The organism is Pleomorphomonas sp. PLEO, from assembly GCF_041320595.1.
GTDB lineage: Bacteria > Pseudomonadota > Alphaproteobacteria > Rhizobiales > Pleomorphomonadaceae > Pleomorphomonas.
Map to the genome: position 1 here is coordinate 4699967 of NZ_CP166625.1, position 13186 is coordinate 4713152.

The 13186-nt window shown below is 62.5% G+C and carries 13 protein-coding genes; 7 read left to right on the top strand and 6 right to left on the bottom strand.

The annotated features are described in order from the left end of the window. Window positions 1-53: 53 nt before the first annotated feature. Window positions 54-830 (bottom strand): IclR family transcriptional regulator, encoded by a 777-nt coding sequence (locus AB6N07_RS21765; protein ID WP_370675146.1) that lies wholly within the window; start codon window positions 828-830, stop codon window positions 54-56. Between the two features lie 137 nt (window positions 831-967). Here AB6N07_RS21765 and AB6N07_RS21770 point away from each other — a divergent pair, with 137 nt between their 5' ends. From AB6N07_RS21770 to AB6N07_RS21800, 7 genes are all read left to right on the top strand, one after another. After that, window positions 968-1846, top strand: a complete 879-nt coding sequence (locus AB6N07_RS21770) for a transporter substrate-binding domain-containing protein (RefSeq protein ID WP_370675147.1) — start codon at window positions 968-970, stop codon at window positions 1844-1846. Between the two features lie 68 nt (window positions 1847-1914). Further along, on the top strand, window positions 1915-2580 hold the full coding sequence (locus AB6N07_RS21775) for an amino acid ABC transporter permease (protein WP_370675148.1): 666 nt from the start codon (window positions 1915-1917) through the stop codon (window positions 2578-2580). A 1-nt stretch (window position 2581) separates the two neighbouring features. Then, the gene (locus AB6N07_RS21780; RefSeq protein ID WP_370675149.1) at window positions 2582-3229 is read left to right on the top strand and encodes an amino acid ABC transporter permease; all 648 of its coding nucleotides are present in this window, start codon (window positions 2582-2584) and stop codon (window positions 3227-3229) included. 5 nt (window positions 3230-3234) lie between these two features. Beyond that, on the top strand, window positions 3235-4014 hold the full coding sequence (locus AB6N07_RS21785; protein ID WP_370675150.1) for an amino acid ABC transporter ATP-binding protein: 780 nt from the start codon (window positions 3235-3237) through the stop codon (window positions 4012-4014). 81 nt (window positions 4015-4095) lie between these two features. Continuing rightward, window positions 4096-4557, top strand: coding sequence for a RidA family protein (locus AB6N07_RS21790; protein ID WP_370675151.1), 462 nt, complete (start codon window positions 4096-4098; stop codon window positions 4555-4557). A 15-nt stretch (window positions 4558-4572) separates the two neighbouring features. Next, the gene (locus AB6N07_RS21795) at window positions 4573-5775 is read left to right on the top strand and encodes an aminotransferase class V-fold PLP-dependent enzyme (RefSeq protein ID WP_370675152.1); all 1203 of its coding nucleotides are present in this window, start codon (window positions 4573-4575) and stop codon (window positions 5773-5775) included. A 92-nt stretch (window positions 5776-5867) separates the two neighbouring features. Next, entirely contained in the window at window positions 5868-7064 is a 1197-nt protein-coding gene (locus AB6N07_RS21800) for an aminotransferase class V-fold PLP-dependent enzyme (protein ID WP_370675153.1), read from the top strand. A 26-nt stretch (window positions 7065-7090) separates the two neighbouring features. On the opposite strand, the gene AB6N07_RS21805 is transcribed toward AB6N07_RS21800, so the two are convergent. The 5 genes from AB6N07_RS21805 to AB6N07_RS21825 all read right to left on the bottom strand — a co-directional run bounded on the left by AB6N07_RS21805 (window position 7091) and on the right by AB6N07_RS21825 (window position 13176). Next, window positions 7091-7900 carry a carbohydrate-binding protein gene (locus AB6N07_RS21805; protein WP_370675154.1) on the bottom strand — a complete coding sequence of 270 codons (810 nt, stop codon included), beginning with the start codon at window positions 7898-7900 and terminating at the stop codon, window positions 7091-7093. Between the two features lie 77 nt (window positions 7901-7977). After that, window positions 7978-9246, bottom strand: coding sequence for a sugar ABC transporter substrate-binding protein (locus AB6N07_RS21810; protein WP_370675155.1), 1269 nt, complete (start codon window positions 9244-9246; stop codon window positions 7978-7980). Window positions 9247-9286: 40 nt separating this feature from the next. Then, window positions 9287-9994 (bottom strand): DUF624 domain-containing protein, encoded by a 708-nt coding sequence (locus tag AB6N07_RS21815; protein ID WP_370675156.1) that lies wholly within the window; start codon window positions 9992-9994, stop codon window positions 9287-9289. Window positions 9995-10011: 17 nt separating this feature from the next. Continuing rightward, window positions 10012-11121 carry an ABC transporter ATP-binding protein gene (locus tag AB6N07_RS21820; RefSeq protein WP_370675157.1) on the bottom strand — a complete coding sequence of 370 codons (1110 nt, stop codon included), beginning with the start codon at window positions 11119-11121 and terminating at the stop codon, window positions 10012-10014. A gap of 30 nt (window positions 11122-11151) precedes the next feature. Further along, window positions 11152-13176 carry an alginate lyase family protein gene (locus AB6N07_RS21825; protein WP_370675158.1) on the bottom strand — a complete coding sequence of 675 codons (2025 nt, stop codon included), beginning with the start codon at window positions 13174-13176 and terminating at the stop codon, window positions 11152-11154. Between the last annotated feature and the right edge of the window lie 10 nt (window positions 13177-13186).

The following is a 13186-nucleotide window of genomic DNA, read 5'->3' on the forward strand; positions in this document are numbered from 1 at the left end:
TAGGCCCTGCGCGTCACCGTCGCAAAACCCCACCAGCCGTTCACAGGCTAAACTCAGGCATCCATTGATAATTTTCGCGCGCTAGCGATCAGCATCTCCTGCAGGTCCGCGCGATGTTCATCGGCTATGTCCATCGGTAGGACGAGGCAGATGGTGGCTTGGACTTGCCCGTTGACGCCGTAGATCGGCGACGCTAGGCATTGGGTGAAGCTGTTGATCAGCCCGCTTGTCGCAACAATGGGGCTGCCGCGCGCGGCAATGCAGTCGGCGACGAAAGCTTCCATCTTCACCAAGCGCTTGTCGGGCAGCACCAGGTCCTCGGGCAGTACCAGGGCCTCGATCTCGGCGGGCGTCATATGGGCCAGCATCAGGCGGCCCGATGCCGTCCAGGGCAGCGGGATCTGGCCACCGGCCTGCGAACTGATGCGCATGGGCCGTGACCCTGGATGGGTATAGACGATGGCCTGTCGGTTGCGGTTCAGCACGCAGAGTTCGCTGGTCTCCCCGGTCAGGCGGGACAAGGCGTCGACCTCGGCCGAACCGCGCCGGACCAGGTCGTTCTCGCGCACGTAGTTGATGCCGTAGAGGTAGATCAGCTTGCCGAAATAGACCTTGTTGTCGTCGCCGCTGAATTCCAGCATGCCCGAGTCCGTCAGCACCCGCACCAGCTCGTAGATGGTCGAACGCGGGGCGCCGAGCGCCTTGGGCAGTTCCGCCACACGCACCGGCCGGCCGGCTTCGTTGAGATATGCCAATAGCTTGAGAACCCGATCAATGCCGCGTTCGCGGCTGCCTTCGGCTTTGCCTTCCATCATCGCCAAGTCGCTCATCGTTCCTCCTGTTGCGTCGCACTTGCAAACTGCGAGCTTTGTCATTAGCGTCCTAAATATCGGATCGTTGTCCGATATACAAGACAAACTCGTTCAGGCAATTTTCGGCGGAATCAGGGACCGCAATGGAGGGGAAAATGACGGACGTTTCAAAACGCAGGGAATTTCTAAAACTCGGCATGGGAACCGCCGCGGTAGCCGGCGGAATCGGATTGGCCGCCTTGAGTACACAGAAGGCGGCCGCGCAATCGGCCAGCGGCAGCCTGTTGCGCACCATCATCGATCGGGGCCACCTTATCGTCGGCACCGGCAGCACCAATGCGCCGTGGCACTTCGAGGATGAGGCGGGCAAACTTGTCGGCATGGATATTACCATGGGCAAGATCCTGGCCAAGGCGCTGTTCGACGACGAGAGCAAGATCGAATTCGTGCTTCAGGACGCCGCCCAGCGCGTGCCCAACGTGGTCACCGGCAAGGTCGACATCTCGATCCAGTTTATGACCATGACGGGCGCCCGCGCCCAGATCATCGCCTTTTCCCGCCCCTACTATGTCGAGGGCGTGTCGCTGCTGACCAGCCCCAAGGGCTCGATGAAGAAGTTCGACGAGCTGCTGGCGGGCGGCGCCAACACTCGCGTCTCCATCCTGCAGAATGTCGACGCCGAGGAAGGCGTGCATGAAGTGCTGCCCAAGGCCCAGGTCATGCAGATCGACACCCAGGCCAACGTGATCCAGGCGCTGGAAGCGGGCCGCGTCGACGCCGCCGCCGTGGATCTCTCCACCGTCAAGTGGCTCGTCGCCCGCAATCCGGACCGCTATGTCGACAGCGGCAAGTCATGGCGCGCCATGCTCTATGGCGCGGCCCTGCGCCAGGGCGATCTCGACTGGCTGCAGTTCGTCGACACCGCCTTCTCCATCGCCATGTTCGGCCACGAGACCGCGCTCTACGACGCCGCCTTCAAGGAATATTTCGGCCTGGACGCCCCGGTACGCACCCCCGGCTTCCCGACGATCTAACACACCTTGGTCAGCCGGTTCCCTCGGGCACCGGCTGGCAGTTTCCGCAACGGGTGAAGGCAGGCGGCATGGGATATCAACTCAGCTTCAACCAGGTCTGGCGCTATTCCGACAAGCTGTTCGACGGCCTGATGTTGAGCCTTGGGCTGGCCTTCATCGCCATCCTGATTGGCGCGGTCATCGGCCTGGCACTGGCGATCTGGTACGTATCGGCCGGCCGGACCGCGCGAGCGATCATCTCGGCCTATGTCGAATTCATTCGCAACGTGCCGCTGTTGCTGCTGGTCTACCTGGTGTTCTACGGCCTGCCGACGGCGGTCAACATCTCCTACAGTCCACCGGTGTCCTTCGTCGCCACGCTGTCGCTCTATGCCGGCGCCTATCTCGTCGAAGTGTTCCGCTCCGGTCTCGACGCCGTGCCCAAGGGGCTGCTGGATGCCGGCAAGGCCATGGGACTGACGCCGTGGCAGCGCCTGCTCTACGTGCGCTTGCCAACCATGACGCGCATCACGCTGCCGGCGCTCTCCAACACCTTCATCTCGCTGTTCAAGGACACGTCAATCGCTTCGGTGATCGCAGTGCCTGAACTCACCTATGGCGCGCAGTGGATCAACAACAAGACCTTCCGCATCGTCGAGGTCTACGCCGTCACCACCGTGATCTACGTCGTTACCGGCTACGCGATCCTGTTTGGGCTGAGACTGCTTGAACGACGCTTCCGGGTGGAGCGCTGAGATGGACGCGATCTTCTACTCCTTGCCCTATCTGATGACCGGCCTCGGCGTGACGCTGCTGGTGTCCGCCATCGTGGTGACGCTGTCTCTGATCGTCGGCGTGCTTCTAGGCGTCGGCCTGATATACGGGCCCTGGCCGCTGCGCTGGCTGATCCGCCTCATGAGCGACTGCATCCGAGGCATCCCAATCCTGGTGCTGATCTTCGTGGTCTATTACGGGCTGCCGCCGCTGGGGTTCAATCTCAGCTCGTTCTGGGCAGCGGTGCTGGCGCTCACCGTGTTCAAGTCCGCCCATGTCATCGAATATGTGCGCGGCGCGGTGACCTCCATTCCGCGCGGCCAGATGGAAGCCGGCATGGCCATCGGCCTGATCTTCCCGCAGCGCCTGCGCTACGTCATCTTCCCCCAGGCCATGCGCCGCTTCCTGCCGCCCTGGCTGAACGGCGTGACCGACGCGGTCAAGGGCAGCGCCCTGGTTTCGCTGCTGGGCGTCGTCGATCTAATGCAGGCCATCAACCAGGTCATCGGCCGCACCTACGAGCCCCTGCCGCTCTATGTCCTTGGCGCGCTGATGTATTTCGCGATCAACTATAGCCTCTCCACCCTGAGCAAGGTTTTGGAACGGCGCTATTCATATATCCGGGAGTGAGTTGCATGACCGCGACCAACCTTTTGCAGATCGACAAGCTCAGCAAGTCGTTCGCCAGCAACCAGGTGCTGAAATCGATCGATCTCAATGTTGCCGCCGGCGAAGTCGTCAGCGTGATCGGCCCGTCCGGCAGCGGCAAGACAACCTTGCTGCGCTGCGTCAATTTTCTCGAGGTCTATGACGGTGGCTCGATCCAGATCGATGGCCGCGAAGTGGGCTATGTCGACAGTGCCAGCCGCAAGCGGCGGGGCGAAGTCGATCTCGCAGCCATGCGGGCCGAAACCGGCATGGTGTTCCAGGGCTTCAACCTGTTTCCCCACCTGACCGCCGAACAGAACGTGATGCTGGGCCTGCGCCGCGTGCGCAAGAAGCCTGTCAAGGAAGCCCAGGAAATCGCCAAGCACTGGCTATCGCGCGTCGGGCTGGCCCACAAGGCACACGCCCTGCCCTCCGAACTGTCCGGCGGCCAGCAGCAGCGCGTCGGCATTGCCCGCGCCGTGGCGATGGATCCCAAGATCCTGCTGCTCGACGAGATCACGTCGGCGCTCGATCCCGAACTGGTCAATGAAGTACTCGACGTGGTGCGACGGCTGGCAGTGGATGGCATGACCATGTTGATGGTGACGCACGAAATCGCCTTTGCCCGCGATGCCAGCCACCGCATCGTCTTCATGGCCGATGGGCTGGTCTCGGCCCAGGGCGCGCCCGACGCGCTGATGGCCGAAGTCGCCAGCAACGAGCGACTTCGCAATTTCCTGTCGCGGTTCAGCGCGACAGCCCACTAGAGCTGTGTTTTCCCGCAATTCCGGACGCAAGACCTTGACCCCGTTTTTGCTGGAATTGCTCCAAATGAAAAGAGACGACCAATGCCAAATGCGGCGCGCCTTGAAGCGCTTGGATTGCAGCTCCTGCCTGTTCCCAAGCCGATCGGCAATTTTCGAAATTTCATCCGTACCGGCTCTCTGATCTTCATTTCGGGCCAGGGCCCGCGCGAGGCCGACGGCACGCTGTACACCGGCAAGGTGGGCGCCGACGTCAGCACCGCCGCCGCCTATGAGCATGCCAAACTGACCGGCCTCAATCTGCTGTCGGTGCTGGCCAACGCGGTCGGTGACCTGGGCAAGGTGAGCCAGGTGGTCAAGCTGCTCGGCCTCGTCAACGCGGTGGACAATTTCACCAGCCACCCCGACGTGATCAACGGCTGCTCGGACCTGTTCACCGACGTCTTCGGCGAGATCGGCCAGCACGCCCGTTCGGCCATCGGCGTCGCCTCGCTGCCCAACAACATCACGGTCGAGATCGAAGCCATCTTCGAACTCCGTAACTAGATAGGTTCGAGCACCATGGCATCCGCCATCAACGATCCCAGCAATGTCCCGATCCGCGAACGGCTTGGCTTGCGTCCGATCATCAATGTCTCCGGCACGATGACGGCTCTGGGCGCCTCGATCATGGTTCCCGAGGCGATCCGGGCCATGGCCGAGATCGCTCCCGAATTCGTCGAGATCGATGACTTGCAGCGCCGCGCCAGCGCCACCATCGCACGCCTGACCGGCGCGGAGGCGGGCTTCGTCACCGCTTCCGCCGCCGGCGGCATCGTCATGGCGGTGGCCGCCAGCATGGCGGGCGAGAAATTGCTGGCCATCGAGGGCCTGCCGCTCGATACGAGCGGGCTGAAGACCGAGGTCATCGTGCAGCTTGGCCATAATGTCGGCTATGGCAACAGCATCGACCAGGCGATCCGACTGGCAGGCGGCAGGCCTGTGTTTGCCGGTTCCGTCAGTTCCACCCAGCCCTATCAGGTTGCCGATGCCATCACCGACGCGACGGCCGCCGGCCTCTATGTGGTCGCTCACTCCACCATATCCTACGGCATGCTGACCCTGCCCGAATTCGCGGGCATCTGCCACGACAGGGGCGTGCCGGTGATTGTTGATGCGGCCTCCGAATATGACTTCCGCCGCTTTCTCGCCGAAGGGGCCGACCTCGTCATTTATAGCGGCCATAAATTCCTGGGTGGTCCGACCTCCGGCATTGTCGCAGGACGCAAGGACCTGGTGCGCGCCGGCTACCTGCAAAACCGGGGTGTCGGCCGTGGCATGAAGGTGGGCAAGGAAACCATCGCCGGCGTCATGGCGGCGCTCGACGCCTGGGAAGTCCGCGACCACGGAAGAATTCGCGCTGGCGAACAGGCCGCGCTCGAGCGCTGGCAAGCGGTGTTGACCGGCCGCGACGGCATCAAGGCCGAGATCACGCCCGATCCCACCGACAACCCCCTGGACCGCCTGGAAATCCGCGTCCTGCCCGCCAGTGGCTTCACCGCCTACGGACTGGTCTCGTCACTGGCTGCCGGCTCGCCGCCGATCATGGTGCGAGGGCATCAGGCCGAACGGGGCGTCTTCTGGCTCGATCCCTGCAACCTGCACCCCGGCGAGGCGGAAGTGGTCGCCACGCGGCTCGCCGAGATACTGAACGCTCCGCGCCCGGCCAATGCCATGGCTGTCCCGGTCAAGTCGTCAGCCGGCATTCTGAAATGGCCGGACTGAAGCAACTCCAGGAAAAGTGGGAACCGGTTTACCGCCCGAAATTGCGTCTAGCAAAGATCGCCCACCCATCCCCATCAGGTCGAGGTTTTGCCGTGTCCAATGATATCCGCCAGGATCTGGGGCTACGCCAGGTCGTCAACGTCTCCGGCACCATGACGGCCCTGGGCGCTTCCATCGTCGTCCCGCAGGCCATCGAGGCCATGACGCGCGGGCTACCCCAGTTCTTCGAGATGGCCGCGCTGCACAAAGAGGCCAGCAAGGTCATCGCCGACCTGACCGGCGCCGAAGCCGGCTTCGTCACCGCCTCATGCGCCGCCGGCATCACGCTCACTGTCGCCGCCGCCATGACAGGATCGGACCTTCTGGCCATCGAGCGCCTGCCCGATACCGGCGCGGTCAAAAACGAGGTGGTGATCCTAGCCGGCCATATGATCAGCTTCGGCGCGCCGGTCGAACAGATGATCCGGCTTTCCGGCGCCAAGGTGGTGTCGGTGGGCCAGGCGACGGCCAGCGCAGCCTATCAGCTCGCCGCCTCGATCAACGACAACACTGCTGCCGCCGTCTTCGTCATCTCGCACCACGTCGTCGACTATGCGCAGATCCCGATCAAGACCTTCATCAAGGTCTGCCATGACAAGGGCGTTCCGGTCATCGTCGACGCCGCGTCGGAATATGACCTGACAACCGCGCTCGCGTTGGGCGCCGACATCGTGATCTGGTCGGGCCACAAATTCCTGGGTGGACCGACATCGGGCATCGTCGCAGGCAGCAAGGATCTGGTGCGCGCCACCTATCTGCAGAACCGGGGCATCGGCCGCGGCATGAAAGTGGGCAAGGAATCGATCATCGGCGTCATGGCCGCGATGACCGCATGGAAGAGCCGCGACCACCAGGGCATCCGGGCCAGGGAGCGTTCCGCGCTCGAGGTGTGGAGCGAAGCACTAGCCGGCCGGCCGGGCGTGACGGCAACCATCGTCCCGGACCCCACCCAGAACCCGCTCGATCGCCTGAAGGTCAGCGTCGATCCACAGGCCGCCCATATCTCGGCCTGGGACCTCGCCATCCGCCTCGCCTCGGGTGACCGCCCCATTATCGTGCGCGATCACGAAGTAGAGCATGGCCACTTCTTCCTCGACCCCTGCAATCTGCACCCGGGACAGGAATTCTTGGTGGCCGAGCGCCTTGCCGAGGAACTCGACAAAGCCGCCGCCTCCAATGACATCATCGAGACGCCCCTTGAAGAGATCTGGCGGGCGCGCGAGGACAGCATCTTGAACTGGCCGGATTGACCGGTAACCAGACAACAGGGGATGCACTAACCAGCCACATTACAATCCGGGTGGACATCCAATCCCAAGCACACGATTGATGTTAATGCTGGGAAAGGTGATGGAACGTCAGCCTTGACGAGATGGTGAAGCTGTATCCATTCGCTAGGTCGCTTCGGAAAGCACAGCCGCTGACCGCTACCGGTTTTTCTCAGATCGATCGCGAGATCGGGTCCCTGGGAAAAGGAAAGGATAGCCCGTTCCCACCAAGCGTCGTGGGGGAAGTCGGCGCGGGTATATAATATCACTTCATCGATAAGCACTTGGCGGCCGAATGCGACAGTCAGCGCCGCTTCGGGATTGCGACCGATTCCCCAGCTAGTATAGGGCCACTCGCCATGACCACCGGTCGCGGTCAGCCCGTCGATGGCGTTGCGGGCCGCGAACAGGGCCTCGCCGCGGGTCGCAGAATTGGCGGAAGCATGCGGAAAGGCAGTGCTATCGATAAAGTCGAATGGGTTCAGCGCCAGGTCGCGACGCGTTGCGACTTCTTCGGCAGTGGCGAGCCGCGCCTCGAGAAAGTGCCGCTCGCCAGCAAACGCGAAGGGGGCAAAAGCTTTCCTGGCGTCGCCGAAGGGCAGCGGATATTCGAAGCTCCCCTCCGGCAGCCACAGCAGTGGACAGGCGCCGGAATCGTCCAGGCGAACGCGGATATGCGCTGACGTTCTGTCCGTATGCAGGACAATACGATCACCCGGCACATAAGCGGCCGAATAGACCAGTTGGACTTCGGTCTCGCCGTGGGCTTCGGCGTGCGCGACACCGTCCGCGCCAACGATTTTCAGGTGAATAGGCATTGTCGATCCTCAGATAGGCGCCGCGACGGCAAAATCCCGCCGCGAAGCCCTATTTCCTTTATTGTCGCATCGACAGGTCACTGTCCGATGATGTTCCCCACCGTCTTGTTCATTTCGGCGATGCCCTCTTCGACCGTCTCGTTCTTGGTCATGATCGAATCGTGGACGCGGTTGAGCGCCACTTCGATCTGCGGCGCCTTGGGATGAACGGGCATCTCGAGATAGCCCTTCTCGATGGTGAGCGCCGCCTTGCTGTTCTCGTCCTTCGGGAAGCCTTCGATCGACGTGATGGTGTCGATCACCTTGGCGTCACGCACGGCAGGAATGGTGCCGGTCGAGGCGACGATGGTCGCGCCCTCAGGGCCCGTCACAAACTTGAGGAAGTCGAGGGCCGTCTCCTTGTGGCTCGACTGCTTGTTGACGGCGAGCGACGTGATGGTGGCAATGGTGGTGCCCGCCTTGACGCCATCCGGATGCGGATACTTGACGATACCCCAGTTGACCGACTTGGATTCGCCGGATTTGACCTTGGTGATCTGCGTCGCGGCAAACCATGTTCCCATCGGCAGCGTCGCAATTGTGTTGTTGAAGAAGGGCGCCGAATAGTGGGTGTTTGACGTCTTCAGCATCGAATAGTCCGGAACAATGCCGTCGCTCTGCAGCTTGAGCGCCCGCTCGTACCAGGGCTTCAGGAAGTCGTAATTGCCATCCACGACCGTGTGCTGGCCGTCAAGGATACCGAATAGTTCGACGGTGCTGCGCCAGATGTGGAAGATGCTGCCGTAGACCTTGTCGGAGCCGGCGCCGCTGGTCATCTTCCGTGCCAGCTCGTCATATTGCGCCACGGTCATGTCGTTCGACGGATAGGGAACGCCGGCTTTGTCGAACAGATCCTTGTTGTAATAGACGACCCAGAAATCGCTGCGGAACGGCAGAGCGTAGACCTTGTCCTTGATGGTGATCTGCTCGATCAGCCCGGAATAGGCGGCCGGATCGATGGCATTGTCCTTCATGTAGCCGGTCAGATCCTCAAGCTGACCGGCGCGGACCACGGTGGCATAGCCGGGGACGTCCTTGATGGTCAAAACATCAAGGTCGTCGGCGCCACCGGTCAGCTGTGTGCTCAGCATCGTCTGGTAGTCAGTCGAGCCGAGATCGACATAGTCGATCTTCACGTTCGGATGCTTGGCCTGGTAGGCGTCGATAAGGGGCTGATAATAGGCGGTTTTATCCCAATCCCACAGCGCCCACTTGATGGTTTCGGTGTCGGCGGCAAAGGCGTGGCCGACAATCGCGACCGAGGCGACGGCGGACATCGTCGCCGCGAAGGCTTTCAGGTGTTTCATCTCTCTCTCCCTCGATTTCGGATGCAGCTGGCACCCCTTGTCAAACTATGCTTCCCGCACCGGCCGCCCCATGGGCGAGCGACTGGTAGCGGATGAGCGCACGCTGGCTCTGGAAGGTCATCACCAGCGCGCAAAACGAAAAGCCAAAGGTGGCCGGAATGAAGATGCTGACCGGATAGGCGGCGACATGGACCAGCCAGACCGTGGCACAGAGCAGCAGCGCAGCGAGCCCCGGCACGAAGCCGGCCATGGTCATCAGACACGCCGTGCCGAGCAGCCGCGGGATGGGCAGACCGGTGAGCATCATCAGCGTAAAACTGTGTGTGGCCATGAGCAGGAGCAAGATGGTGCCGAACAGCGACACCACGACCGCCAGCACGAAAAGCGGCTCCTCAGTCGTGGCTCTCGCATAGACCACGATGGCAGCGACGCCGAGAGCGACAGTCGCCCCGAAGATCCAGCCGACAAGGGTGGCGCGCCAGAACTCCCGCCGGAAGCTCTCCCAAAAATCCCGCCAGAGATAATGGTTCTCGTCGCGGATCATCGTGGTCGTGATGCGCGTCGTCGCCGCCAGCATCGCCGGGATGGTGACGACCGGCAAGGCGAACAGCACCATGAGCAGATTGAGTTTGAACAGCTCCCACCATTCACGCGCAAAGATTTCGACGAAAAGCGCCACGCCCCTCCTGGGCGGCGCGTTCCTGTCGATCTCCTTCACGTCGCCACGGCGGGCGCCGAACCTCCACATACCGACCTCCCTCGACCTCAGTTGAAGATGGTTTTCTCGCTTTCCCCGTCGAACAGATGCAGCTTGGTAGTGTCGATGCCGAGCGTCACTGCGTCACCGTCGCGCGCCTTGCAGCGCGGCGGCACCTTGGCCACCAGCTTGGTTCCGTTGACCAGGAGATGGAGATGAACCTCCGATCCCATGGGCTCGGCGAGTTCGACCGTCGTCCTGATCGGGGTTGTGGTCGCCTGCCTCATGTAGGAGGAGGCCTCATCGTGCAAGTCTTCCGGCCGGATGCCGAGCATGCAGTCGCGCCCAACCCAGGGCGCCAGCACCGCTTCACCGGCGCGCTCGGGCAGCGGGATGAGATTCTCGCCGAAGCGGGCGGCAAAGCCGACGGCGGCCCGCTCGAGCCGTACCGGCAGCATGTTCATCTGCGGCGAGCCGATGAAGCCGGCGACAAACATGTTGCAGGGATTGTCGTAAAGGTTCTGCGGCGTGTCGACCTGCTGGATGTAGCCGTCCTTCATCACCACAATGCGGTCGGCCATGGTCATCGCCTCCACCTGATCGTGGGTGACGTAGATGAAAGTCGTGCCCAGGCTCTTGTGAAGCTTTGAAATCTCGACCCGCATCGTCGCGCGCAGCTTGGCGTCGAGATTACTGAGCGGCTCGTCGAGCAGAAACACGGCCGGATTGCGCACCATGGCACGCCCGAGCGCCACGCGCTGGCGCTGGCCACCGGACAGTGCTTTCGGTTTCCGGTTGAGCAGGTGCTCGATGTCGAGAATCCTCGCGGCCTCGCGGACCTTGGCGTCGATCTCGGCGCGGGGTGCCTTCCGAAGCTCGAGACCGAAGGCCATGTTCTTGTAGACCGTCATATGCGGGTAGAGCGCATAGTTCTGGAACACCATGGCGATGTCGCGATCCTTGGACTCAAGATCGTTGACGAGGGCGTCCCCGATGTAGAGCTCGCCGGACGTGATCTCCTCCAGCCCTGCGATCATCCTGAGGGTCGTCGACTTGCCACACCCCGACGGTCCAACAAGAACAATGAACTCCTTGTCCTGGATTTCGAGGCTGAGTTTATGCACGACGGTCAGGGAACCGTAGTTTTTCTGAATGTCGCGAAGCGAAATGCTCGCCATGACGGTCCTCCGATTGCTCAGCAGCGCCCGTTACCGGACGAGAATAGTTCCAACGCTTGTTTCGCCGGCTCCGCGATCGAAGACGGAGACTTCGCCAAAGCCCGTGCAGCCATCGGCGTTGAAGGTGTCCGTGGGGCTCGCGTATTCGCGATGGGCGATCACCACCGTGAACGCCCGCTCCCCCTTGGTGATGTTGAGGGCTTGGATCGTCGCATCGTCGAACCTCACGCTCTTGAAGTTCGAACTCACGGGCACCGTCTCGGCCGACAGCGTTTCGCGCCGACCTGCCGGGTTGAGCCCGATGACGGTAAACAGGTGGAGCGGGCCGATGCCGTGGTCGTCGACGCGCAGCGTGAGATTGGTTTCAAGTTCGTTGTAACGGCGAGACAGTCGGGTCTCGACCAGTCGTCCCTGCGGAGCGGCGCCGACCAGCAGCAGATCGACCGCGTTGCTGGCGCTGTCATAGGCGAAGCGGCGACCATCGCCGGCCACCTGGCCGCGGCTGTCGAAATGGAAGTAGCGCTGATAGGCGTGAGCGGACGCGGTGTGGAACTCGTCGCAGATCACCAGGATATCCGGCTTCAGGAACAACAGCCGGCGATTGACGAAGACGCCGCCCGACGCGAGCTCCTGATAGCCGAGATGCCCGCCCTCGGCATAGGCGTAGCGATCCCCGGCGACGAAACGGCGGTTGACGGCCCGCGACAGGCGCGAACAACCCCAGCTGTCGACGGGCGTGTAGACTTCCTCGTCATCGACCGTGACGGTATTGTGGGCCGATGCGTTCTTGAATTCGAAGCGCTCCGGCTTGTTGACGTAGGTGTAGCGGCCGGCGTCGACGAGGATGTCCTCGCCACGGGCGAACAGATCAAAGTGCAGCTTGTCGGAATGGCCATGTCCGGCGCCGAGCGTGCCGCAATGGAAATGCACGAACGTGGCATCCTCGCCCCAGCGATCGCGGAGATAGAAGTTACCGGAGTGATGAAGCGCCGTGTCGGTCGAGCGCGGCGGCTCAGCCGGCATGGCGTCATAGGCGGCGATCGCATCGGCACCGAGATCCCAGACAGCATCGACATCCATGACCGGCCCGCCAAACGCCCTCAGCATTGGATCGGAAAAAATCACCGCACCGCGCACCACCAAGTCGCGCTGGTCGATGTCATCGCTGTCGCCCATCGACAGCTCGTGACCATCCGGCTTGCCGGACAGCGCAGTAACGCGGCAAAGGTCTTGGGTCTTACGGCGGATCGGATCCGGCAGCTCGTAGCCGCCCCGGTCGGCCAGCGTCACCACGTCGAGGTAACAGGACGTTACCTCGTTGTGGTACATCGGGCTCTGCTCCCACTGGAAGCCATCGTCATCGATCTGGATGCGCGCTTCCTCGGCGAGGCGGCGAGCGGCCTCGCGCCGGTAGTCGTCGGCGCGCGGGCACGGTACGGCGGCGCCGACGATGAACAGGCCGTGGTTCGCCAGAACACCCCAGTTGCTCATGAGGTTGTAGCTGTTCCACACACCCATGAGGAATTCGGCGTGCTCCGTCATCGAGGTGACGAAAGCTTCCATCACCTCGGACGTGATGGCCGGACTGCCTTCAAAGCAGGCCATGGCCTTGACCCAATATTCCATGCGGATGCCGGCCTCGATGGTCCGCCATGCCTTGGCGTTCGCCGGGTCATCCCGCTTGACCGTCCGCACCCAATGGGTGAGCTGATCGGCAAAGGCGGCGGCGTAGCGCTCGTCGCCAGTCAGCGCATAGGCGCGGCCGAGCGTGATCCAGAAGCGCATCCGGTTGAAGGCGAAGATCCACTCCGGGTCGTCGCCGGGCTGATGCAGCCAGTCGATCTCGCCCGGAAAGACTTCGGGAACGTGGGTGCGCTCCATGTCCCATCGTTCTTCGAACACGAAGCGACGGTCGACGATCATGTCGGCGGAGGCGACAAGGCGAGCCACCTCGTCCGGATAGGTTTCGCGCATGAAGGCAGCGATCCGGTCGCGGTCGGCGGCGCCGCGCATGAACAGACGGTCGGATCCTTCGAAGAACGCCTGGGGATTCACGATAGATGCC

Coding starts and splice junctions, on each gene's coding strand:
- AB6N07_RS21790 (WP_370675151.1), top strand. CDS start 4,096: ATGCCAAATGCGGCGCGCCTTGAAGCGCTTGGATTGCAGCTCCTGCCT.
- AB6N07_RS21815 (WP_370675156.1), bottom strand. CDS start 9,994: ATGTGGAGGTTCGGCGCCCGCCGTGGCGACGTGAAGGAGATCGACAGG.
- AB6N07_RS21785 (WP_370675150.1), top strand. CDS start 3,235: ATGACCGCGACCAACCTTTTGCAGATCGACAAGCTCAGCAAGTCGTTC.
- AB6N07_RS21765 (WP_370675146.1), bottom strand. CDS start 830: ATGAGCGACTTGGCGATGATGGAAGGCAAAGCCGAAGGCAGCCGCGAA.
- AB6N07_RS21775 (WP_370675148.1), top strand. CDS start 1,915: ATGGGATATCAACTCAGCTTCAACCAGGTCTGGCGCTATTCCGACAAG.
- AB6N07_RS21770 (WP_370675147.1), top strand. CDS start 968: ATGACGGACGTTTCAAAACGCAGGGAATTTCTAAAACTCGGCATGGGA.
- AB6N07_RS21795 (WP_370675152.1), top strand. CDS start 4,573: ATGGCATCCGCCATCAACGATCCCAGCAATGTCCCGATCCGCGAACGG.
- AB6N07_RS21820 (WP_370675157.1), bottom strand. CDS start 11,121: ATGGCGAGCATTTCGCTTCGCGACATTCAGAAAAACTACGGTTCCCTG.
- AB6N07_RS21780 (WP_370675149.1), top strand. CDS start 2,582: ATGGACGCGATCTTCTACTCCTTGCCCTATCTGATGACCGGCCTCGGC.
- AB6N07_RS21810 (WP_370675155.1), bottom strand. CDS start 9,246: ATGAAACACCTGAAAGCCTTCGCGGCGACGATGTCCGCCGTCGCCTCG.
- AB6N07_RS21805 (WP_370675154.1), bottom strand. CDS start 7,900: ATGCCTATTCACCTGAAAATCGTTGGCGCGGACGGTGTCGCGCACGCC.